Raw genomic sequence first — 21,659 nt, forward strand, 5'->3', positions numbered from 1 at the left:
CTGCGGCGCGCAAGGTGCCGCAGCGATTCAGCCCTGCTGTCGCGGCTATCGCGTCAAAGCAACGGGGCTACCGTCGGCTCATTGCGCGGCCAGGCGTCGAGCACGGCCTTGAACAGCGTGGCCAGCGGAATAGCAAAGAAGATCCCCCAGAACCCCCACAACCCGCCGAACAGCAGCACGGCGCAGATGATTGCCACCGGGTGCAGATTGACGGCCTCGGAAAACAGCAGCGGCACCAGCACGTTGCCATCCAGTGCCTGAATGATGCCGTGAGCGATCATCAGGTAGATGAACTGGTCACCCCAGCCCCACTGGAACAGACCGATCAACGCCACCGGCACGGTGACCACTACCGCGCCGACATAGGGCACGACCACTGATATGCCGACCAGCATTGCCAGCAACGCTGCGTAATTGAGCCCGAGCGCGGCGAAAGCAATGTAGGTCACGCCACCACAGATAAAAATCTCGATGACCTTGCCACGAATATAGTTGGCAATCTGGCGCTTCATCTCATCCGCCACCCGGTTGATCAAAGCGCGCTCACGCGGCAGATAGCCACGCGCCCAGCGGCCGATCATGTGCCGATCCTTGAGGAAGAAGAACACCAGAATCGGCACCAGCACCAGATAGATCATCAGGTTGACCAGCAGCGGCAGGCTGGAGATCGAGAACGTCAGCGCCAGTTGACCGATCTTGCCCACTTCACCCCGGGCGACCTCGATGGCCAGCAGCACCTGCTCGTCGGACACCAAGTGCGGATAACGCTCGGGCAGCAATAGCAGCACGGATTGCCATTTGGCGAGCATACCCGGGGCTTCGTTGAACAAAGTGATCAACTGGTGCCAGAGCAGTGGCACCAGTACCAGCAGGAACACCAGCAATACGCCGATGAACAGGGTGAACACCAGACCGACGGCGGCCATTTCGGGCATGCGCAGGCGCTCCAGGGCACTGACCAACCCGTGCATCAGAAACGCCAGCACCAGACCGGCGAGGACCGGCGCCAGCATGCCGCCCAGCGTCAGGACAAGGGTGAACGCCAGAAACAGCAAAACCGCCAGGACCACCGCCTCCTCGTCAGAGAAGTAGCGTTGCACCCAATTGCGAAGCACATTGAACATCAAACATCCTTTTCGGAAAAAACGCGGCAGTGGGTCAGGCCTTGCGCAGCCAGTAACGATAAATGCCGGCATCGACCTCTTCATGCAGCAACTCGTGCCCGGCGAGCCTGGCAAAGGTTCGAAAATCGCGCTGCGAACCGGCATCGGTGGCAATTACTTTAAGCACCGCGCCGCTGGCCAGGCGGTTGAGCTCCATCTTGGCTTTCAGCAGGGGCAGCGGACAGTTGAGACCACTGGCATCCAGTTCGGCGTCACAGGCCTCGGGGCGCACTACAGCGTCAGACATCGTTTATCTCCAGGCGGACACATCGAATTACAAAGCAGGTCCGAAAAGGCAGGACGAACAAGGCGGCAAGAATACCTCACTCTGGTCAGCACGCCATTGAGCCAGCTACAGTACAGGTTCTTCTGACCAGAGCTTCATGCATGAATTTTTTGCGTCCTACACTGCTCACCCTCGCTTGCCTGTTCGCTACACACGGCATGGCGGATGACCTCCCCTCGCTTGGTGACGCCAGCTCTTCGATTGTCTCCCCCGAACAGGAGCACCGTCTGGGCCGTGCGTGGCTGGGGTTGCTGCGCGGCCAGGTGGCGCAGCTGTCGGACCCGCAACTCAAGGACTACGTCGAGACTTCGGTCTACAGCCTTGCCGAGACCAGTCAGGTTCAGGACCGGCGGCTTGAATTCATCCTGATCAACAGCCCGCAGCTCAACGCCTTTGCCGCACCCGGCGGCATCATCGGCGTCAACGGCGGGTTGTTTCTCAACGCTCAGACCGAGGGTGAGTATGCCTCGGTACTGGCTCACGAGCTGGCTCACTTGTCACAACGCCACTTCGCCAGGGGCATCGAGGCCCAGCAACGCATGCAGGTGCCGGTCATGGCCGCGATGCTGGCGGGTATCGTCATGGCAGCCGCAGGCGCCGGTGACGCGGGTATCGCCACCATCGCCGGCTCACAGGCTGCCGCGATCCAGGAACAACGGCGCTTTTCGCGCCAGAACGAGCAGGAGGCCGACCGCATCGGCATTCTCAACCTGGAGAAGGCCGGTTATGACCCGCGCAACATGCCGACCATGTTCGAGCGCCTCATGCGCCAGTATCGATTCGACGCCAGGCCTCCGGAGTTTCTGCTGACTCACCCGGTCAGTGAGTCGCGGATCGCCGACACACGCAACCGTGCCGAGCAGGCCAAACCGGGCGGCAAGGAAGACAGTCTGCTGTACCAACTGATGCGCGCCCGCGTGGCGCTGATCTACGAAGAAACCCCAGGCATTGCCGCCAAACGCTTCCGTGCGCAACTGGTTGAAAACCCGAAATCCGATCCGGCGCGCTATGGCCTGGCCATCGCGCAGATCAAGGGCGGACAACTGAACGAGGCCAGGGAAACCCTCAAGCCATTGCTCGAAAAAGCGCCGAATGACATTACCTACAACCTGACGCAGATCGACCTGGACATCACCAATAACCGCCTGGCCGATGCGCAGCAGCGTGTCGATCGCATGCTGGCGCTGTACCCCGGCAATTATCCGCTCAATGACGTGCGTATCGACGTGCTGCTCAAGCAGAACCGCACGGCCGAAGCCGAGAAAAGCCTTGAAGCGCTGCTCAAGACCCGCCCGGATGATCCGGACATCTGGTACGTCGTGGCGGAAACCCGTGGCCTGAATGGCAACACCATCGGCCTGCATCAGGCGCGCGCTGAATACTTTGCGCTGGTCGGTGATTTCCGTCAGGCGATCCAGCAGCTGGACTTCGCCAAACGCCGTGCGGCCAATAATTTTCAGTTGGCGTCACGTATCGATGCGCGGCAAAAGGATCTGATCGAGCAGGAACGAATGGTCAAGGACATGATGAACTGATCGTCCGGCGTCGCAAGACGCCCGATATGGCCCGAATGAAAAGCCCGACGCTTCAGTCGGGCTTTTTCATGACCGCTGTCAGGCGTTGCCTGCCTGTCGCAAGCGTGCTGCCTGAGTGAAGTCCAGCATGCGCTGCAAGGGGCGTACAGCATTGGGGATCAGCGCCGGGTCGACGAATATCTCGTTACTGCCCTCACGCAGGCACTGCAAGGTGCGCTCAAGCGTATTCATCGCCATCCACGGGCAATGTGCACAACTCCGGCACGCCGCGCCGTTGCCGGCCGTAGGCGCCTCGATGAAGATCTTGTCCGGGCACAGCTGCTGCATCTTGTAGAAGATGCCCCGGTCAGTGGCGACGATGAACGTCTTGTTGGGCAGGCGTTGCGCTGCGGCAATCATCTGGCTGGTCGAGCCGACCACGTCAGCCAGTTCGATGACCGCTTCCGGCGACTCCGGGTGAACCAGAATCGCCGCCTCGGGGTACAGGGCTTTCATGTCTTCGAGCTGCTTGGACTTGAACTCTTCGTGGACGATGCAGGCACCGTCCCACAGCAGCATGTCGGCACCGGTTTCACGCTGGATGTAGCGACCCAGGTGCTTGTCTGGCGCCCAGATGATTTTCTCACCGTTGTCCATCAGGCTTTCGACGATTTCCAGCGCACAGCCTGAGGTCACCACCCAGTCCGCGCGGGCTTTGACAGCTGCCGAGGTGTTGGCATACACCACCACGGTACGTTCCGGGTGCTGGTCGCAAAAGGCGGAAAACTCGTCGACCGGGCAACCCACGTCAAGCGAGCAGGTGGCTTCGAGCGTCGGCATGAACACGCGTTTTTCCGGGTTGAGGATCTTCGCGGTTTCGCCCATGAAACGCACACCCGCCACCAATACAGTGCTGGCCGCGTGGTTATTGCTGAAGCGCGCCATTTCCAGGGAGTCGGCCACGCAGCCACCGGTCTCCTCGGCCAGCGCCTGGATAACCGGATCACAGTAATAGTGAGCGACCAGCACGGCGTCCTGCTTCTTGAGTTCCTCAGCAATGTCGGCACGGTAACGCGCCTGCTCTGCCGGGCTCAACGTCCTGGGCTGTTTGGCATCGAGATGCGCCTGCACCAGGAAACGTTCGGAGATCTGTGTCATGTTCACGGGACCTGAAAGCGCCAGTGCGCGAAAGGCAAGTTTACACCCGAAATACAGGCAATAAAAAAAGCCTGACAGAGGCTGCGCCATCTGTACAAAGGCTTATGGCTGATATCCGGTGGATATCGGCCAGACTTCTTAAGGCGCGCCGATTCTAGCGCCAAAAAACTGATTTAACAGCTGTTTCTGGCTCAGCAGGCAGCGATGAGAAGCGTTCTTGAAGACCGCTTGCCGAGGGCACGGAAAGCCCGGTACTGGCTGTCGACCTCGACGTCGGCAAGGCGCGCTACAGCCTTGCATGCCGACGCCACCGTCTCAACGATCCGTTGCCCTGGATCGGCGGTGCACATACCGCACCAACGCAGCAAGAATCACCAGTGCTACCACCGCGAGGAAGATCGGCAGACGATAGGGCTTCAGGTCGCCGAGTAGATGCTGTAACGCTTCCCCCGCCCAATAGCCGGCGCAGACGAACAGGGTTGCCCAGACTGCCGCACTCAGCACATTGATCAGGGCGAAACGCCAGGGTGACAGGCCACTTGCACCTATCACCATAGGCCCCACCAGGCGCATGCCGTAGAGGAAGCGAACAGCGAATACGGAGGTCGTGGGGTAACGCTGGATAAGACCCTCGACCCGCTTGATGGCAGATTGGTGACGTTTGAGTCTGGGCAGCAGGCGGCCCCCGGAATAACGTCCGGTCCAGAATAACAACTGATCGCCGAGCATACCGCCCAACGTGGCCAAGCCGATCACTTGCAGTAATTGCAGAGCACCTTGGTGCGCAGCCATCCCACCAAGGATCAACACTGTTTCGCCTTCCAGCAAACAGCCCAGGAAAATGACCCAATAGCCGTAGGCGGCGATCAGCGCGTTGAGGTCAAGATGTTCGAACATGGTCTTTCCTGTACGTCTGACATCACATGAATCCAGGCTGAAATGCCAGCTTCGTCACTTTCTTCCCACCAAGTACCGTACGCCATGTTCACCAAACACTTCCGAATGGGGTTGGTTACATTCCAGGTGAAAAATATCTCCTGAGTTGTAGGTGAAATCGCCATCAGATTTATGGATGACCAGGCTGCCGTGCAGGACCAGCGCCATCGCCTCGAAGTTGTGGGCATGCGAGTCCAGCGTACCAAACGCTTCGCGCTCGACTTCAACAACGGTGCCGAACCCTTCGGCAGCCAGCAGTTGCAAAAAAGCCTCTTTTTCCATGTCTACTTTTCCTGAATCTTTTGGTGTGGGGCTGAACCGAATCGACGCCCGGAATGGCGGCGCCGGGACCACCCACCACGACAATTGCTACAGCCTCGCAATATTCAAAAACGCCGCCCCTATAGATCACCCCTTGGGAGCAACATTCAATAAGTTTTCCGACGCTTTGAACGCTTGCTTCAGATCAGTCCCACCTCCCCCCCCCGTCGCCCGGATGACTCGATAGGTACTCGTCTTTGTAGATAGCCAATTCTCTTGTGCGGCCGCTCTTTTCAGCCGTACCGGCAGCCCATGCATGGCGGCTGAGTGCCGCAACGCGGTATGAACTCGATCTGGTCTTGTTGAGGCCTGACCCAAGCCACAAACGCATTGGGCCAGACCTTCAGGCTAGACTTTAAACCGGTTGGTCATCTCCTGCAGTCTGGCGCTGACTCTGGCCAATTCAACACTCGATGTCGCTGTCTCTTCACTGGCGGCGGCTGTTTGGTCTGAAATGTCCCTGACATTCGTGACGCCCCTGCCTATTTCTTCACCGACGTTACTTTGCTGCTCAGTAGCAACGGCGATCTGTTCGTTCATCACCTCAATCTCATGAACAGATGCGGTAATACTCTGCAGCACTTCGCTGGCTTGCGTAGACAGTTCGACACTGCTGTCCGTCAGTGCCAGATTTTGCTCTAGAACCTGGCCCATATGATCGGTACTGGTTTGCAGTTCGTTTATAAGCAGCGCGATCTCGTCTGTCGACGTGCGGGTGCGCACGGCCAGGCCTCTTACCTCGTCCGCGACGACAGCGAAACCACGTCCTGCCTCCCCGGCACGCGCAGCTTCAATGGCCGCGTTCAACGCCAGAAGGTTTGTCTGATCAGCCACCGTTTTTATCACATCCAGCACGCCACCGATGCTCTGAGTATTCCCTCTAAGCGCCGCCATCGCTGTTCTGGTCATGTTCATCTCACGCGCCAGGGTCTCTATCTGGGAACGAGTCCTGTCAACGACTTGCCCACCTTTCTGGGCCAACTGACTGGCGATTTGCGCAGTATTTACGGCTTGGGCTGCATTACGAGATACCTCATGAGTAGTGGCTGTCATCTGCTGCATCGCAGTGGCAATCTGCTCAGTCTCCAGCTTCTGCGCGTTCACGCCCGCACTGGTCTGCTCGGTTACTGCTGAAAGCTGCTCTGCCGCGCTTGCCACCTGCACGATTCCCTCTTTCATTTCCCCAATCAAGCTTCGGAGCCCGGACGTCATGCGCAGCATGCTGCCCTGCAACGCGCCCAACTCATCATTTCGAGTCACTTGCGTTTTGTACGTAAAATCCCCTTCTGCAACGACTTCAACGATTTCAACAGTCTCTTTGAGTGGATGAACAATTGATCGAGTAATCAACCAGGCCGCAAGAACACCCAAGAGAGCAGAAAGGCCCAGCCAGAGCAAAATCTTCTCCTGTGCTTTCTCTGCATCGGAGGCACGAAACTCATTCTGGATAGCCGTCATCTTGTCCGTAATGCCAAGAATGGTGGCGATCGACGTTGTGATACCGCCTTGAGCCTCATCAACTTTGGCCTGAGCGGCAACTAATGTTTCCAGTTGCCCGCTATAGGTGGCCATTCCTGCCGCCAACGCTTGAACGTCAGCACGGGGCAAACTGGTATCTTTGAGCGTGTCGATACTGGCCACCACCTGCGCTATTGCCTGACGGACAGTGTCTTCCCCGCTTTTACTCGGGGATGCCGTATAAGAGCGAAACGCGGTTCGCATCTTCTGGACAGAGATAAACAGTGCAGGGAGTTTCTGACGATCCGCGGCATTCCCGCTCTCGTCGTTGGCGGCTTCTGCGATCTTCAGCAACAAACCGTTAATCGTTTCGCCCGAAGCGCCGGCAAGGGTCCGCAGTTGCTCACGCTCTCGAGTAGCCTCGACTGATCGAGTATAGAACCCACGGTAAAGCTGCATCGTCGTTTGGGCTTCTTTGAGCAGCGCGATGTTATTGGCTGTTTTGAAACGGGGCGAGATGCTCACCAGCTGACGCTCCGTCCGCTCGAGTGCCTCCAACCACTTTGAAGCCTGTGCATCATCCGCTTTTAAAAAATAAACCAAACGCTCGATACGCATGTCTCGGGCGATCGAGCTGAATTGAGCAATATCCCCAGACAGTTCAGCCCGACGCTTCAACGTATCGGTGGCATCCTTTCCCGTATAAGCCATTAACAAAATCATTAAAATCAACAGTCCGAAACCCACCAGTAGCTTCGCCCGAACCGTCATATTACTTAACACACCAGATGTTGCGCTGGACATATATCTTTACTCATTGATTTTTTGAAAATAAAAGTCCGCCGGACAGGTAGCGGAACATAGAGTCCGATACGCATCAGGATGAATTGATAATGTGAATCTGCTGAAACCCTCGACACGCTCGGTAAAAAGGTCACGTCACAGATCTGAACTCACTGCGGCGTCATCCGGAGGGCCATTGAAGTACTTGAGTAAATACTCGAACTGTATGTGTTTTCTGGACAAAGAGGTGCCGAGGCAGGATAAGCCTGTTCATAACCGAGGGTCTCGAACTAAAGATAAAAGGCCGCTCCATGGCTATAAGCCACTATGTCGTCACTCTTTTCATTTTCTATAATTTTTTTGACGCATGTCGACGAACGGACGACTAAAATTCGTCTCGGCGCACGCCTGGCAACCCCAAATCCACAACTCATAATAATGAGTTACACAGAGAGGCAGCGAATAATTAACTTTATTATCGAACAGAGCACTTGCATTATTTGTCCTCTCTGACGCACCGATTTTAAAAAGACCTAATGGACGCTGTTGTCGTTAGGCACGCTTGCCGTTGGCTATGGCAAGACGATCAGCGCATACGACACCAAAGCGCGGGCAATGAGTTTGATATCGGACGAATCAGAAATCCAACTGAGCGCGCCACGGCGCGAAACGCCTAGGCCGAGCCGACGAAACTGCAGAAGTCCTGCAGGGCGATCTGATAAGCCCGGCGGGTACACGGGTTATTGATATTGACAAACCACTACACGGCCAATCTTACCGCAGCCAGATGCCGGAACAGCGCGCCGCCGTGGGTCAGCGCCCGCCTTCCTCAAGCGAGATCAATCCTCCCGGCATAGACCGCAATACGCGTCCCATTTCACCTTGATAGCAGGCGATTGATCCGAGTCCATAGATTCATGCCGCAAGCGCTCATGTACCGGCTCGGGCAATAGGTGCTGCCAGCGCTCCATCTCGGCATCCATCTACATGCTACGAATCTCATCTCAGATGCAGCGCCGGCCGCCGCGAAACGTGTCCGAGCCTTGTACCAGAATCCGTCGGAGGTAGCATATTGATGAACGGGCGCTACTTATGCGCTTGTATCTGTGCGAGAGGTAAAGACATCGCCGCCGTGCTCGGAGCCAAAACACGAGGTGACGGCTGCATCAAAGGCAATGGTGTGGCCGTGAACTGGGGGGGGGGGCGGACACCTACTGAAAACAGCTCCTCCCGATGCCTATGGAGAGCGCCTGAAAAACTGGAGCTTGGACATACTTACAATCCTGCCTGCGGAATGGAAAGTGCTCGTCAAGCCGAAAACAGCCGATCAGTTCAAGATCGTCAAGCAACTACTCAAGCAGGCCACCGAGCTCGTGATTGCGACGGACGCTGACCGCGGGAGATGATCGCGCGCTGATCGACTATTGTGGGCACCGGGGACCGATTCAAAGGCTTTGGCTGTCAGCGCTCAACGAAGCATCCATCCACCAGGCACTCAACAGCGTCAAACAAGGCTCTGAAACCTACCCGCTGTATCTCTCCGCGCTCGCTCCAGAGCGGACCGGCTCACCGGCATGAACTTTTTCGCGGCTTTTCACCTTGCTGGGCCGACAGTCCGAGTATACCGGTGTGCTCTCCGTCGGAAGCGTTCAAGCACCGCCCCTTCGGCTGGTGGTTGACGGCGACCGGGATATCTCAAACTTCGTACCCAAACCGTTCTGGAGTGTCGAGGTTCAGCTATGGACTGCAGGACAATCGTTCTTGGCGAAATAGGTCGCCGATGAATACATGGTAGATGAGGAAGGCCGTTGCCTTGATCGTTACCTGCCACAGCTGCTGCCAAGCGTCCTGGGCAACCCTTCGGAAAGCCTGGCTCTGCCAAGGTATAAGCCAGCACGGTGTTGAAGCCCTTGATCGCAGGCCGTCCAATCTGTTTGGCAACCCAGACGTTTTCTGTCATTCCCTCATCAAGTTTTGCAATTGCGAAGGGGCACGCAACCCAGGGCAGTAATTGCTGGTGCCCACCACTGGGACGCCGTCAGGTACGGAGCTGAACACTCCTAATGAAACAGATACTTGAACACTGCCTGCCGTGTATCTCGCACACTGATGACATCGGTAATCAAGCCCTTGTCTTTGAGCAATAACGGCGATCTGATTTCTTCATCCAATGCGGACACCACAGCTCTCTGCGCATCGGTCATGCTTGAGGACTTGATGATCTTTTCCATGGTAAGGGTACTGAAAACGCCTATATTGGCGTCAGGATAGGCCAGCACGGCGACAGGTTCAAAGCCTGGCCCGCTCATGGCATAAACACCACCGGTGTACGCCTTCCGAGCAACCAACAATAATTTTTTTACCTTGCATCGGGTATGTGCTCTGAATAAATCTGCCACAGCGGCAAAAATCCCATCGCGTTCAGCCTCTTCCCCAATCATGATCCCAGGAATATCTGCGATAAACAAAATGGGCAAGCTCATTTTCCCAGCCAGGTCAATGACATGAATCATTTTACGGGCGGTCCTTTTGTAGATGACGCCGCCGCCATGCGCGGAGTTGTTGGCAACCACGGCAAAAACCTGCCCTTGCAGGCTGGCCAGCCCGACTAAAACCTCAGGCGCATGAGAGGCACCGATTTCGATCAGGCTGTCGCTATCGACAAATGAACGTACCAGATGCTGCACATCAAAAGGAATATTATGAGACGGGGGCAGCAGGCGGCTGAAATCCACTTCAAGCGGGGTTGAAAACTCACCGTACGTCGAGCTTTTTCCAGCAATCAGATATAAGAGCAGTTTTCTCAGATCGGCGAACAGATCAGCCTCGTCGTCAAAAACCAAGTGCACGGACCCAGACGCGGTACTGTGGATATCGGACCCGCCGAGGGAATAAAGATCGGTCTGTTGAGCGAGCATCGCCTTGACCATGTCAGGTCGTCCCATGCACAGAGCTCCTCGACGAGTCATCAGCACCAGATCGGCGAGCATCACAGGTAACGCCAAAGGCCCTGATGTCGGCCCTAAAATCACGGACATCAGCAAATTGAGTTTTGCCAACTCTGCCAGCGATGCGCTGACGCTGCCCATCCCGGACGGGGAAAGAAGCAAACTTGACATATCTGAAGAAAAAACCCTGGCTGTATCAAAGCCTTCAGTATCATTATTATCCCCGATTTTATCTTGAATATAGATAAGCGGGGCTTCAGCAGCTCGTGCCAAACCTACCGTTTTTATAATTTGCTGAGCCGTACTCCATTGCCGACTGCTTTGAAACTCGCAGTCACGACCGCGACTCATCGCAACATAGGTCTTGATTGAGTGGATCGTTCCTGCCCCGCAGATGAAATGGGTGTTCTGGCCCTCGAGGTCCTCCTTGAAACTACCTGGATCAAACAACCTAGAGACGCGTCTTTCGGAAACGCTCATCGAAACTCCTGACGTCGGTTTGCGTAGATAAACGCCGACACCGCGACACCCCGTCAACAAGCGTCGGCAACTGAAACCTCAACCCTTTAATACTTTCTCTATAAGACTCACGTTGCTCAGTAAAAAAGCATCTCGCGCTCTGGGCGCGTCAAAGCTCAAGCCGACCGGCAACCGCCCTTCCGGCCCGACGGGAATCGTTATAGAGGGGAGCATCGCGTTGCTGGCCAGGTCGGTATTGCGAATGGCCTGACTGAAAAACTCTGGTCGGTCAGCATGATCCAGATGAGGTACCCGGCAAGGTACCGTGGGATACCCCAGGAGCTTGATATGATGACGAGCAAATAGCTCATCCATTTTTCTTTTCAACAGCTCGCCATTTTGCAGTGAACTCAAATAGTGAGCCGGTTTTATAGCGCCCTCTCCAAGATGGTGATTGATGATGCCTTTTACGTTGGCATCATCAACCTGCGCAAAAATATGATGGATACCGTGCTTCCAGCCCAAGGAGAGCAATGACTGAGCAAAGTCGGCAAAGAATTCGTAAAGCGGAACGGTGAACGTGAGTGTCTGGTTCAGTTCCACAATATCGGCATCATCAATTTCAACAAACTCGAACCCTGTCTTGCGCAGCAGGCTGAGTGCATTAATGCATGCCCTCTCCACCTCGCCATCCAGATCAGACCACATGGAGACCGGTAGGCCGATTCGACAGGGACCCGTCCTGTTCAGAGGAAAAGACTGCTGCTTGCCTGACAACAGCCCATACACAAATTCGGCGTCGCCTGCTGTTCGTGTCAGTAACCCAACGCAATCCTTTGTATGAGAAACAGGGATAATGCCTGCCGTTGACAAGCGTCCAGTAGTGGGTCTGAAGCCCGTAATGCCGCAAAAAGCCGCCGGTATTCTTATCGAGCCCCCCGTATCGGTCCCCACCGACAGCGGAACGATTCCACTTGCCACTGCGGCGGCACTTCCACCACTACTGCCCCCGGCACAATACCCGGGGGCAACGGGGTTTCCCACGGCTCCCCAATGAGGATTGATGGATGTCACCCCGAAACTAAGTTCGTGCATATTGTTCTTGCCAGCAACCACAGCCCCGAGGGCTTTGAGTTGACTGACAATCGCAGCATCCTGATCAGCTATGAAACCGGACATCCCTCGCGTCCCGGCCGTCAACGGCAGACCGCGAACACAGATATTATCCTTGAAGGAAACTGGCACGCCCCAGAGTGAAGTACCCTTCCTTGCTTGATCAGCCTCGCCAAACTGGCTGACCGCATCGCCCTCGCGTATGAAACAGTTCAAAAGGGTCAAGCGGGCCTCAGTGTCGAGCGCCCGCCCGCGCAGCTCTTCAGCGGCAATCTGTTCATCGGCCAATGCCCGGCACAGCGATTCAAGTGTGATCATTTCGCGCATACTCTTCTCCCTGTATAAGCGCTTCTCTCAGGACTGCTAATAGCGATAGGAGGCGTTAATACAGTCAAGCGGGTTGCCTTCTGACACCTGCCCTCCGGTGCTGCGCAGCACGGCACAGGCACTGTTCAATGCTGTCTGGACAGCACCTTCGATCCACCCTCCGGCAAAAGAGCAACTGCAGCCAGCCAGATAGAGCCCCGTGTCTTTATCGGGACTGTTCGCTGTCATCGGTTGAAAGAACAATCGATGCGAGTAAACATCCTCGCCGGGGTAATTGAGTTTGAAAGCGCCCGCAGAATGGGGATCGGTGAGCCAGTCATGGTGCAATACATACCGCTCATAATCCCCCTCAACAGGCAGGAGATAACTGGCGAACGTCGGATGCATCGCAGCGAGGTCATTAACCAGTACCTGACAACGTGTCTTTTTGTCAGACATCGCCAGCATTTTTTGAGCGTCGTCTTCCCACGTGTAACTGAGCAGAACAACTCCGTGACCATCAGGTTCATCGGGCTGATAATCCAGACAATAGACGCCGCGCACCAAGCCGTCCGACTGGATGGTGGTCGGAAGTTTGTTTTTTATCCAGAATTTGGTACGGGTGAGAATGAAAAGCTTCGATGATCCGGTCAGGTGGGTTTCGCGGACAGCACGAGCGACGTCACGACTCAGGAAGCGCTCGCTGTCCGTGAGGCAATGAATCATTTGCATGGCTCGATTACTGCTAGTGACAATCACTCGATCAAATAAGCCCTGTTCTCCTGCTGTTGTCTGGATGATGATTTTTTCAGAGTCTCTGGAAATGCGGCCTACCCGACTAAAACAAATGCGCTCCCTTAACGTTTTGCCGTCAAATGCCTGATCAGCGAGTCTCGTGGCCAGACTGGATATCCCGTCCGGAATCAGTCGCTGATCACTTTGGTATCCATTGATGACCATCCGGAGTATTTCCGTGAAGCCAGCCTGAAAGACTGGCAGAAAACCACCCGAGCCTATGCCAAGCGAGCCGAACAGCTCAAAGTCTTCAGGGCGAGCCCATTGGTCACCGCCTGGCGGGTGGGGGCCGGTAAAAATACAGACAATCGCGTTGTAGAATGAACAATCTCGGAATACATTGAGCCATCCTTGCCATGCGATCGCTGCCTCTTCCAAACAACCCGACTTGAGCATGGAGGCAATGTCCAGCGGGGCAACTAAAGAACCGCCTTCAAGGAGGTAACCATCGCGCAATAAAGACTGCCACCCCTCATAAACTCGCCTGAATAATGCGGGCGGCTTTTTGCCCGCTGGCCAGTAATAGCGTTTACCACGGTAATGCAGCTCCGTGTCCACCACACCTGGATCCGGAAAGGTGGTCGACGTTGAAATACCAAACTTTTTCAGGTAGTGGAAAAGGCCAGTTGCGCTGGGAGGAAAGCGCATCGCACCCATTTCTGCAATGTAACGTGGACGAGTCTGATCGAACACTTGAGACCATACCCGCCCCCCGATTCGATCACGCGACTCATATAAAACAACGTCCTTGACTCCCGCACGTAATAATTCAGTTGCAGCGACCAGCCCACTGATGCCGGCACCGACTATCGCTACCCGAGGGGTGGGCGTTCCGGATGAATAGCTGCCTATGCCTCCCGTCATCTCACATTTTTTCAGAAAGGGACCGTAGTCGTACAAAATATCAATACTGGGTGAATTAAAATGGTCATCCATAACGTGACGCTATCCTCTTCAACCTGACGTGCTGCCCGGTTACGTTTTTTTAAACTAAAGCTGAAACGGCAGCTGTGCACAGCAGTCGTCAACATCCAAAATTCCTAAACCAATCCCTTCAAACCCTATTAGTCCGCTAAGATTAGTAAGCATTAACGACCGCTGGTCGACCACGCATTGGCTTGCGTATACCGACTTTTTTCGACCTGACCGAATTCCTTAACGCCCCTGCAGACATCAAAGATGAGCCGCCTTAAAGCGGAGCAACATAATCATATACCGAGCGTCCAATCTCTATATAAGGCTGTGGGGAATGAGGCTTTCTAAGGCTGGCGCCCCCGCCCCGCCAACTGCCGAGCTCGCATCGCAATCAGCAATGCACCTATTTCCATAAATAATACTAATACCTTTGCCGCCGAGTTCGCGGTACGATCAGCCGAGCTGAGCGAAAGCCTACGTCGGAGGGTTTAAAGACCCATAGCACTGCCAACTTTCCGCCTGCAAAAGAAGTATATGCCCCAACAGAAAAAGGCAGTCAACATGGCTTTAGCTTACATTAAAATACAACGGCATCAATCATGCTATCGCGAAACGGCCTAATCGTCAGAGCTAAAAATCTGCATCGCTCGGATCCAACATCAGACTTGAATAAAAATTATCCTCTCAAAAGCGACGAGTCAAGCTTTATTATATGAAGACAGCTTTTCCTTCTCACCACCGAAGCGAACTGGTGATATCAATTAGACAGCTGGCTTAGTGATGGATGTACGATGTCAGTTCAATGGAGCTATTAGATGACAATCAGAAATACTAAAATTTCACTAGCGAATGACTGCAAACGTATCACTTTGCGTCTACAAAAAACTGCTCTATCTAAATCTCGATTCGAAGATTTTGACGAAGTAGGCGTGGTAACTCTAGTAACCCAAGTGCATCCGCGCCTTGATCCTTACAGAGCTCTTACAGACTTTTCACCTCCCACAACTGATCGAGCCTGATTGTATAACTCTCACTCATCAGCTCGCGGCGCATAGCCCATCCCGGATTGAAAGGAACACTCCCGGTTCGTAAAGCCCCTCTGCCCCAGCGTGTACTGATCTCGTCCAGGCCTCCCATCATCCTCTCCGCAGACGCCAGTTGCGAAGCTGCGAACATGTCATCCGTAAACTCGCCAGGCTGTCGCAGATCCAGCAACAGTACCTCTGCCTTGCTGTACTTGAACTCCGGTCGAAACAAACGATTCACTACCTCGTTCGCCGCCCTGGTCATCAAGCGCACGTCGTTAGTGGGGTAACCTCCTACTACACGGGCATAATACTTAACGCATTGCTCTGCTTGAGGTATGAGAACGTAGATCCGAGCCAGAGAATAATCGGGGTTAGGGGCGAAACCGAAAAAACCCATCGGGAGTTCAGACGGCTGCTTGTCTGGGTGCACATCACACTCAATCGGTGCTTACTGCCTTCAGCCTCGAAAGACCTGCCAGCTGCCTTACAGATCGTCGCATCAGCCCCATGACGGAAGCCCAGAACCGCCATTCAACCATGACAATCCGCAACGCAAAAAAAAACCTGGAAATCCGCATTTTCATGGGCCTTCCAGATTTTCGAAATGGTGGGTCGTGTGGGATTCGAACCTACGACCAATTGGTTAAAAGCCAACTGCTCTACCAACTGAGCTAACGACCCTCTGTTGTGTGGCGCGTATATTACTGATTTTTATGAGTAATTCAACACCTTTTTTGAAAAACTTTAAAAATAGCGAGTCGGGTCTGCGATACCGGCAGCGGTAAAGCCCTCGGCGCGCAAGCGGCAGCTGTCGCATTTGCCACAGGCACGGCCCTGGTCGTCAGCCTGGTAGCAGGAAACCGTCAGCGAGTAATCGACCCCCAATGCAGTGCCTGCCTTGACGATGTCCGACTTGCTCAGATTCTGCAGCGGCGCCCTGATCGTGAAGCCCTGCCCTTCCACACCGGCCTTGGTCGCCAGATTGGCCATGCGCTCGAATGACTCGACAAACTCGGGACGGCAATCCGGATAACCCGAGTAATCCACGGCATTGACGCCAATGAAGATATCCCTCGCGCCAAGGACCTCTGCCCAGCCCAGGGCGAGCGACAGGAAGACGGTGTTGCGCGCCGGTACGTAGGTGACCGGAATGCCTTCAGAAGGCGACTCAGGCACGGCAATGGAGCTGTCGGTCAATGCCGAGCCACCAATACCGTTGAGGTTCAGGCCGATGACCTTGTGCTCCACGGCGCCGAGATCACCGGCAACCCGCGCAGCGGCATCCAGCTCGGCGCGATGACGCTGGCCGTAATCGAAGCTCATCGTGTAACAGACGTAACCCTCGGCGCGAGCCATGGCTACGACGGTCGCAGAGTCCAGGCCGCCAGACAGGAGGATCACGGCTCTTTTTTCAGTCTTGGTCAATTCACTCATATCAGCGCCCCGGCTCGTCATCCCAAAGAATTTTATGCAACTGCATCTGCAGGCGTACCGGCAGGTTGTCGGCCACGATCCAGTCCGCCAGATCACGGCCCTTGAGCTCGTGGTGACTGGCCGAGAACAGGACTTCGCCCGCACGACGATCAAGACCGTACTGGATCAGCTTGGAAACCGCCCAGTCATAATCCTCACGCGAGCAGATCACGAATTTGACCTGATCGTTCGCCGTCAGCAGCTCCATGTTCTCGTAGCGGTTACGCGAGACTTCTTTTGACCCTGGGGTCTTGAGGTCTACGACGCGACTGACACGAGGATCCACCGCCGAGATGTCCAAAGCACCACTGGTCTCCAGCGATACTTCATAGCCCGCGTCGCAAAGACGCCTCAGCAACGCAATGGCATTGGGCTGGGCGAGCGGTTCGCCACCGGTGACGCAGACATAACGAGGGCGATAGGAAGCCACTTGTCCAAGGATGTCGTCCAGCGTCTGAATAGTGCCGCCGCTGAACGCGTAGGCACTGTCGCAGTACTGGCAGCGCAACGGGCAGCCGGTAAGGCGGACAAATACGGTGGGCAGGCCAGCCGTACGGGTTTCACCCTGCAACGAGTGAAAGATTTCGGTGATGCGTAATGTGTCTTGCATATCAGCCACGGGCGTAACAGCTAAACAGGCCGTCCGCCTCCGTCAGGCACTTCAAGGGACTCGCAATCGCGGAATCCAGAAAAGCGTAAGGTGTACCGGAATTTCGGGTGCGAGATTCTAACGAAAAAAGCCGCGACTAGCGCGGCTTTCTTGATCAGCGGGTCAACACATCAAAGGCGCTGCAGATCTCGCTGCGCCAATTGTGCAGCTGAAGTGCCAGGATACTGGGCAACGACCTGCTGCAATATGCCTTTCACCTTGTCGGTATGACCCAGACGGCGTTCGACATCAGCCAGCTTGTACAGCGAATCAGGCACCTTGGCATGCTTCGGATACTGTTGACTGACTTTGGCGAACGCCTGACCGGCGCCCTGAAGGTCGCCTTTGGCCAGATTGACTTCACCCAGCCAGTATTGGGCATTGCCCGCATACGAACTGTTTGGGTATTTGCGCAGGAAAGCGGTGAAGGCCTGGCTGGCCTTGTCGAAATCCTTTGCCTTGATCAAATCGAAGGCGGCTTCGTAATAAAGCTTTTCCTTCGCCGGATCAGGAGGCTCGGTGCCTGCTGCCGGTGCCTGCTGAGCCGCGGGGGCCGAAGGCGTCCCGCCGGCGTCGATAGCGCCACCAGCAGGTTGGGAATTATTGGTAGCCGGAGCGGCTGAGCCACTGGCTATACGTTGATCGAGTTCCTGATAACGCTCCAGAGCTTCCTGCTTCATGCGCTGGATGTCATTTTGCTGGACCTCGACAACACCGCGCAAACGCGCGATTTCGTCCTGCATCTGCTGCAGCTGCATGAACAGCTGACCTTGTGCCGAGGCAGGGGCCGTAACCCCTCCCCCGGCATAGGCGCCGGACGTGCCATAACCCGCTGGCGGATAACTGCTGCTGCCAGAGCCAGAATTGTTATCGACCACAGGTGCCGCACCCAACGCTGAAAGCGGAAGGGCGAGGGCCAAAACGGTTAGAGCACGTCGGCACGTTCGCATGTCAAATTACTTACGCAGTTCGACGCGACGGTTCTGAGCCCAGGACTGCTCGTCGTTGCCGGTAGCAACTGGACGCTCTTCGCCGTAGGAAACCAGTTCCAGCTGGGCTGGGGAAACACCTTGCAGTACCAGGTAGCGCTGAACGGCTTTCGCACGACGCTCGCCCAGTGCCATGTTGTACTCGCGAGTACCACGTTCGTCGGTGTTGCCTTCCAGAACAACGCGAGCGCCGTTAGCTTTCAGGTCTTTGGCGTGCACGTCCAGGGAGCGCATGGCTTCTGGCTTCAGGTCCGAACTGTCGTATTCGAAGTAGAAGGTGGTGATTGCGCGCAGAGCAGCTTCTTCGCTCAGGGAGCCGTCAACAGCACCCGAGTTGGCGCCGTAACCAGCGTTAGGATCAACAGCAGCACCGCCTGCACCGGCATTGTCGCCGCCTTTGGACGAGCAACCTACAGCTACAGCCATGGCCAGAGCCAGCGCAGCAAATTTACCAAACTTCAGCATTTCCATCTTGAAACTCCTAATGAACCCCAGTGTGTTAAGCAAATCGTGTAGCGCCGCGTCAGTTCAGGTAAGGGGACCAGGAAGGTTCTCTGACTTCGCCTTGAGCGGTAGGAAGCGGGAGCCTTACGCGTCCGTTAATGGACACGAGCATCAAGACTCCCCGGCCCTGCTGGCGGGTGGCGTAGATTACCATGGTGCCGTTGGGCGCAACAGTAGGCGACTCATCAAGGTTGCTATCTGTGAGGATTTTTACGCTACCGCGGGCCAAATCCTGCACTGCCACCTTGAAATTAGTGAAGCCGTCCTGCCGGTGAATCATTACCAGCGTCTTTTCATCGGCTGACAATTTCGGGTTGGCGTTGTAGTTACCCACGAACGTCACGCGTTCGGCACCGCCGCCATTGATATTGGTCTTGTAGATCTGTGGCTTGCCGCCACGGTCCGACGTGAAGTATAGCGTAGACCCGTCCTTGCCGAAGAAAGGTTCAGTATCAATCGAAGAATCGTTGGTCACGCGGCTCAATTGACGCGACGCCAGATTGATTACATAGATCTCCGGGTTGCCGTCCTTGGACAGTACGAATGCCAGCTTGCTGCCATCCGGCGACCATGCAGGCGCGCCGTTCAGGCCTTCGAAGTTGGTAATCTGTTCGCGACGACCGGTGTCGATGTGCTGAACGAAGATGCGTGGACGCTTCTGTTCGAACGAGACATAGGCAATACGTTTGCCGTCCGGCGCAAAACGCGGCGACAGGATTGGCTCACGGGATTGCAACAGGGTTACTGCACGAGCACCGTCGTAATCCGAACGCTGCAAGGTGTAACGCGTGTTGTTTTCCGAGAAGCGTTCGGCCGTCACGTAAAGCATACGAGTGGAAAACGCACCCTTGATACCGGTGAGCTTCTCGAACGACTGGTCGGCAATGTAGTGCGCCATGTCGCGCAACTGATCATTGGTACCCGACACGTTACCGGTCAGCACCTGCTGCTCGGTGGCCACGTTGAACAGCGCGTACTGGATCTGCAGACGTCCGCCGGCAGGCGTGATGTTGCCGACCATGACGTACTGGGCACCCAGCGCTTTCCAGTCACGGAAGATGACTTCGCTGGCCTGGGTCGGCAAGCTGATCATGTTCTGCTTCGGGATCGGCGCGTAGTAACCGGAGTTGCGCAGATCGTTGCTTATGATTTCGGCCATGTCTTCAGGCAGAACGCTACCGCCCTGCCATCCGAAAGGCACAACAGCGATTGGCGCTGCGCGGTCACTGCCGCTGGTGACCAGAATGTTCTTTTCTTCTGCCGACACCATTGCGGATGCGAAACAGAGAACGACCAGCAGTCCTCGAAAAAGGTTGATCACAAGGCTAGATCTCCAGGTGTGAATGTCATCTTGAATGAACGATAGGGCGCGAAGTCAGCCGGCTTCAGACCCTGCATTTCTGTCAAACGTCCAATGTTCTTCACCGCAGCAACCGCAGAGCTGTCAAACGGTCCGTCACCACTGGATTTGGCAATCGATACAGAAGCAATCGTACCGTCCGGCAACATCCCGATCTGCAACGTTACCGACATGTTGTTACGTGCCGATGGTGGACGACTCCAGCCTTCCGAAGCCCTTACACGAATCAGGTCATCGAAACTGCCAGCCGTTTCATCGCCCCGCTCGTCAGCCAAAGCCTGTTGCCGCTCCGGTTTATCGGACAGCAAATCGGCCAGTGCCTGCGCCTTCTTGTCTTCAGCGGATTTACGGGCTGCTTCCTGCGCCTTCTTGGCGGAATCGGCAGCGGCTTTTTTCTTCGCGTCCTCGGCAGCCTTTTTCTTGGCGTCTTCTGCGGCCTTTTTCTTGGCCTCATCAGCAGCCTGTTTCTTGGCTTCCTCGGCAGCAGCTTTCTTGGCGTCTTCTTCGGCTTTTTTCTTCGCCTCGTCTTCGGCCTTCTTCTTGGCTATATCAGCCAGCTGCTTCTCTTCAAGCTTTTTGGCGTCGGCAACCTTCTTGGCTTCATCGGCTTTCTTGGCATCGTCAGCCTTTTTGGCCTCTTCTGCTTTCTGTTCGGCCTTTTTGGCTTCGTCGGCTGCTTTCTGCTCTTCGGCTTTTTGAGCAGACTCTTCTTTCTTTTGTTCCGCAGCTTTTACAGCTTCCTGTTTTTGCTGCTCGATCTTTTTCTGCTCCAGCTGTTCGACTTCTGTTTGTCGCGCAGCGGTTTTCTTCGCCTCACCGGCAATCTTCTGGTTGGTCTGGGTAGTGGCCTGGCTCTTGGACTTGAGCTGATAGAGCGTTGCCTGAACGATAGGCTTGGCTTCGGGCAGATCCGGAGTCATGGCAAAGCTGACGAACAGCATGCCGAAAATCAGAATATGCAATGCCACGGCCCAGACACTGGGCCAGAAGTAGCTTTCCGAGGCGGACGGCTCTCGAATCGGCTGCATCAGGGTGCCTCGGTAATCAAGCCAACATTCCCGACCCCAGCCTTCTGCAGCCCGCCCATCGTGCCCATGACCGAGCCGTAATCGACGGTCTTGTCACCACGAATGAAAACCTGCGTCTGCTTGCCTGCGTCACGACCGGCAGCGACGATCTTGGTCACTGCGGCAGTCAGCTGTGGCAGGGTCATTGCCTTGTCCATCTGCTTGTCGGTATCGACTTCGCTGCCAAGGTTCCAGTAATAGGTCTTGTCAGCCTTGATCGAAATGGTCAGGACCTGATTGTTGTTGTCTTGCGGCAAAGCCTCGCTGGAGACCTTGGGCAAGTCGACTTTCACGCCCTGGTTGATCATGGGAGCCGTCACCATGAAAATCACGAGCAACACCAGCATCACGTCGATGTAGGGCACTACGTTCATTTCGGCGACCGGCTTGCGTTTTCTGCGACGATCTCGAGCGATTAAAGCCATGGGGAATTA

Annotated in this window: 17 protein-coding genes, 1 tRNA gene and 4 pseudogenes; 3 read left to right on the forward strand and 19 right to left on the reverse strand. The window is 55.4% G+C overall.

All coding sequences use genetic code 11. The features are described from left to right. Positions 1 to 53: 53 nt before the first annotated feature. Entirely contained in the window at positions 54 to 1,124 is a 1,071-nt protein-coding gene (locus KBY08_RS01660; protein WP_011267087.1) for an AI-2E family transporter, read from the reverse strand. A 34-nt stretch (positions 1,125 to 1,158) separates the two neighbouring features. Then, positions 1,159 to 1,410, reverse strand: a complete 252-nt coding sequence (locus tag KBY08_RS01665; protein ID WP_003317380.1) for a sulfurtransferase TusA family protein — start codon at positions 1,408 to 1,410, stop codon at positions 1,159 to 1,161. A 140-nt stretch (positions 1,411 to 1,550) separates the two neighbouring features. On the opposite strand from KBY08_RS01665, the gene KBY08_RS01670 reads away from it, so the two are divergent. Further along, the gene (locus KBY08_RS01670) at positions 1,551 to 2,984 is read left to right on the forward strand and encodes a M48 family metalloprotease (RefSeq protein ID WP_024659515.1); all 1,434 of its coding nucleotides are present in this window, start codon (positions 1,551 to 1,553) and stop codon (positions 2,982 to 2,984) included. Between the two features lie 78 nt (positions 2,985 to 3,062). Here the strand turns inward: KBY08_RS01670 and nadA are convergent, their stop codons facing one another. From nadA to KBY08_RS26630, 5 genes and pseudogenes are all read right to left on the reverse strand, one after another. After that, complete coding sequence (gene nadA / locus KBY08_RS01675) at positions 3,063 to 4,121, reverse strand: quinolinate synthase NadA (protein WP_024639930.1); 1,059 nt, start codon at positions 4,119 to 4,121, stop codon at positions 3,063 to 3,065. Between the two features lie 315 nt (positions 4,122 to 4,436). Next, complete coding sequence (locus tag KBY08_RS01680) at positions 4,437 to 5,018, reverse strand: DedA family protein (protein ID WP_116830440.1); 582 nt, start codon at positions 5,016 to 5,018, stop codon at positions 4,437 to 4,439. Between the two features lie 54 nt (positions 5,019 to 5,072). Beyond that, positions 5,073 to 5,339, reverse strand: coding sequence for a cupin domain-containing protein (locus KBY08_RS01685; protein WP_011267084.1), 267 nt, complete (start codon positions 5,337 to 5,339; stop codon positions 5,073 to 5,075). A gap of 387 nt (positions 5,340 to 5,726) precedes the next feature. Next, positions 5,727 to 6,599 carry a methyl-accepting chemotaxis protein gene (locus KBY08_RS26625; protein ID WP_374754964.1) on the reverse strand — a complete coding sequence of 291 codons (873 nt, stop codon included), beginning with the start codon at positions 6,597 to 6,599 and terminating at the stop codon, positions 5,727 to 5,729. After that, a pseudogene (locus KBY08_RS26630) lies at positions 6,585 to 7,640 on the reverse strand (methyl-accepting chemotaxis protein); the annotation flags it as partial. The gene KBY08_RS26625 and the pseudogene KBY08_RS26630, both read right to left, overlap by 15 nt. A gap of 1,071 nt (positions 7,641 to 8,711) precedes the next feature. Here KBY08_RS26630 and KBY08_RS01695 point away from each other — a divergent pair. Then, a pseudogene (locus KBY08_RS01695) lies at positions 8,712 to 9,389 on the forward strand (DNA topoisomerase); the annotation flags it as partial. A 290-nt stretch (positions 9,390 to 9,679) separates the two neighbouring features. Here the strand turns inward: KBY08_RS01695 and KBY08_RS01700 are convergent. From KBY08_RS01700 to KBY08_RS01715, 4 genes and pseudogenes are all read right to left on the reverse strand, one after another. Continuing rightward, entirely contained in the window at positions 9,680 to 11,047 is a 1,368-nt protein-coding gene (locus KBY08_RS01700) for a carboxyl transferase domain-containing protein (protein WP_024639926.1), read from the reverse strand. Between the two features lie 78 nt (positions 11,048 to 11,125). Further along, entirely contained in the window at positions 11,126 to 12,466 is a 1,341-nt protein-coding gene (locus KBY08_RS01705; protein ID WP_004406102.1) for an amidase family protein, read from the reverse strand. A 36-nt stretch (positions 12,467 to 12,502) separates the two neighbouring features. After that, positions 12,503 to 14,176 carry a tryptophan 2-monooxygenase gene (gene iaaM, locus KBY08_RS01710; protein ID WP_011267081.1) on the reverse strand — a complete coding sequence of 558 codons (1,674 nt, stop codon included), beginning with the start codon at positions 14,174 to 14,176 and terminating at the stop codon, positions 12,503 to 12,505. A gap of 960 nt (positions 14,177 to 15,136) precedes the next feature. Beyond that, positions 15,137 to 15,469 (reverse strand): annotated as a pseudogene (locus KBY08_RS01715) (DUF4113 domain-containing protein); the annotation flags it as partial. A gap of 6 nt (positions 15,470 to 15,475) precedes the next feature. On the opposite strand from KBY08_RS01715, the pseudogene KBY08_RS01720 reads away from it, so the two are divergent. Further along, a pseudogene (locus tag KBY08_RS01720) lies at positions 15,476 to 15,589 on the forward strand (site-specific integrase); the annotation flags it as partial. A gap of 199 nt (positions 15,590 to 15,788) precedes the next feature. Here KBY08_RS01720 and KBY08_RS01725 read toward each other — a convergent pair. The 8 genes from KBY08_RS01725 to tolR form a co-directional block, all read right to left on the reverse strand. Beyond that, positions 15,789 to 15,864: transfer RNA gene (locus KBY08_RS01725), tRNA-Lys, on the reverse strand. Positions 15,865 to 15,927: 63 nt separating this feature from the next. Next, positions 15,928 to 16,617, reverse strand: coding sequence for a 7-cyano-7-deazaguanine synthase QueC (queC, locus tag KBY08_RS01730; protein ID WP_003390955.1), 690 nt, complete (start codon positions 16,615 to 16,617; stop codon positions 15,928 to 15,930). 1 nt (position 16,618) lies between these two features. Then, positions 16,619 to 17,266 carry a 7-carboxy-7-deazaguanine synthase QueE gene (gene queE, locus KBY08_RS01735; protein ID WP_004406110.1) on the reverse strand — a complete coding sequence of 216 codons (648 nt, stop codon included), beginning with the start codon at positions 17,264 to 17,266 and terminating at the stop codon, positions 16,619 to 16,621. 170 nt (positions 17,267 to 17,436) lie between these two features. Beyond that, a complete protein-coding gene (gene ybgF, locus KBY08_RS01740; protein WP_057449775.1) occupies positions 17,437 to 18,255 on the reverse strand; it encodes a tol-pal system protein YbgF in 819 nt (272 codons plus the stop codon). A 6-nt stretch (positions 18,256 to 18,261) separates the two neighbouring features. Beyond that, positions 18,262 to 18,765 carry a peptidoglycan-associated lipoprotein Pal gene (gene pal / locus KBY08_RS01745; RefSeq protein ID WP_003314369.1) on the reverse strand — a complete coding sequence of 168 codons (504 nt, stop codon included), beginning with the start codon at positions 18,763 to 18,765 and terminating at the stop codon, positions 18,262 to 18,264. A 52-nt stretch (positions 18,766 to 18,817) separates the two neighbouring features. After that, positions 18,818 to 20,068, reverse strand: coding sequence for a Tol-Pal system beta propeller repeat protein TolB (tolB, locus tag KBY08_RS01750; protein WP_218961292.1), 1,251 nt, complete (start codon positions 20,066 to 20,068; stop codon positions 18,818 to 18,820). 47 nt (positions 20,069 to 20,115) lie between these two features. Further along, positions 20,116 to 21,186, reverse strand: coding sequence for a cell envelope integrity protein TolA (tolA, locus tag KBY08_RS01755; RefSeq protein ID WP_004406115.1), 1,071 nt, complete (start codon positions 21,184 to 21,186; stop codon positions 20,116 to 20,118). Then, positions 21,186 to 21,650 (reverse strand): protein TolR, encoded by a 465-nt coding sequence (tolR, locus tag KBY08_RS01760; RefSeq protein WP_002554654.1) that lies wholly within the window; start codon positions 21,648 to 21,650, stop codon positions 21,186 to 21,188. Before tolR ends, tolA begins: the two co-directional genes overlap by 1 nt. Positions 21,651 to 21,659 lie beyond the last annotated feature (9 nt).

The organism is Pseudomonas sp. P135 (assembly GCF_020312125.1).
Classification (GTDB): domain Bacteria; phylum Pseudomonadota; class Gammaproteobacteria; order Pseudomonadales; family Pseudomonadaceae; genus Aquipseudomonas; species Aquipseudomonas fragariae.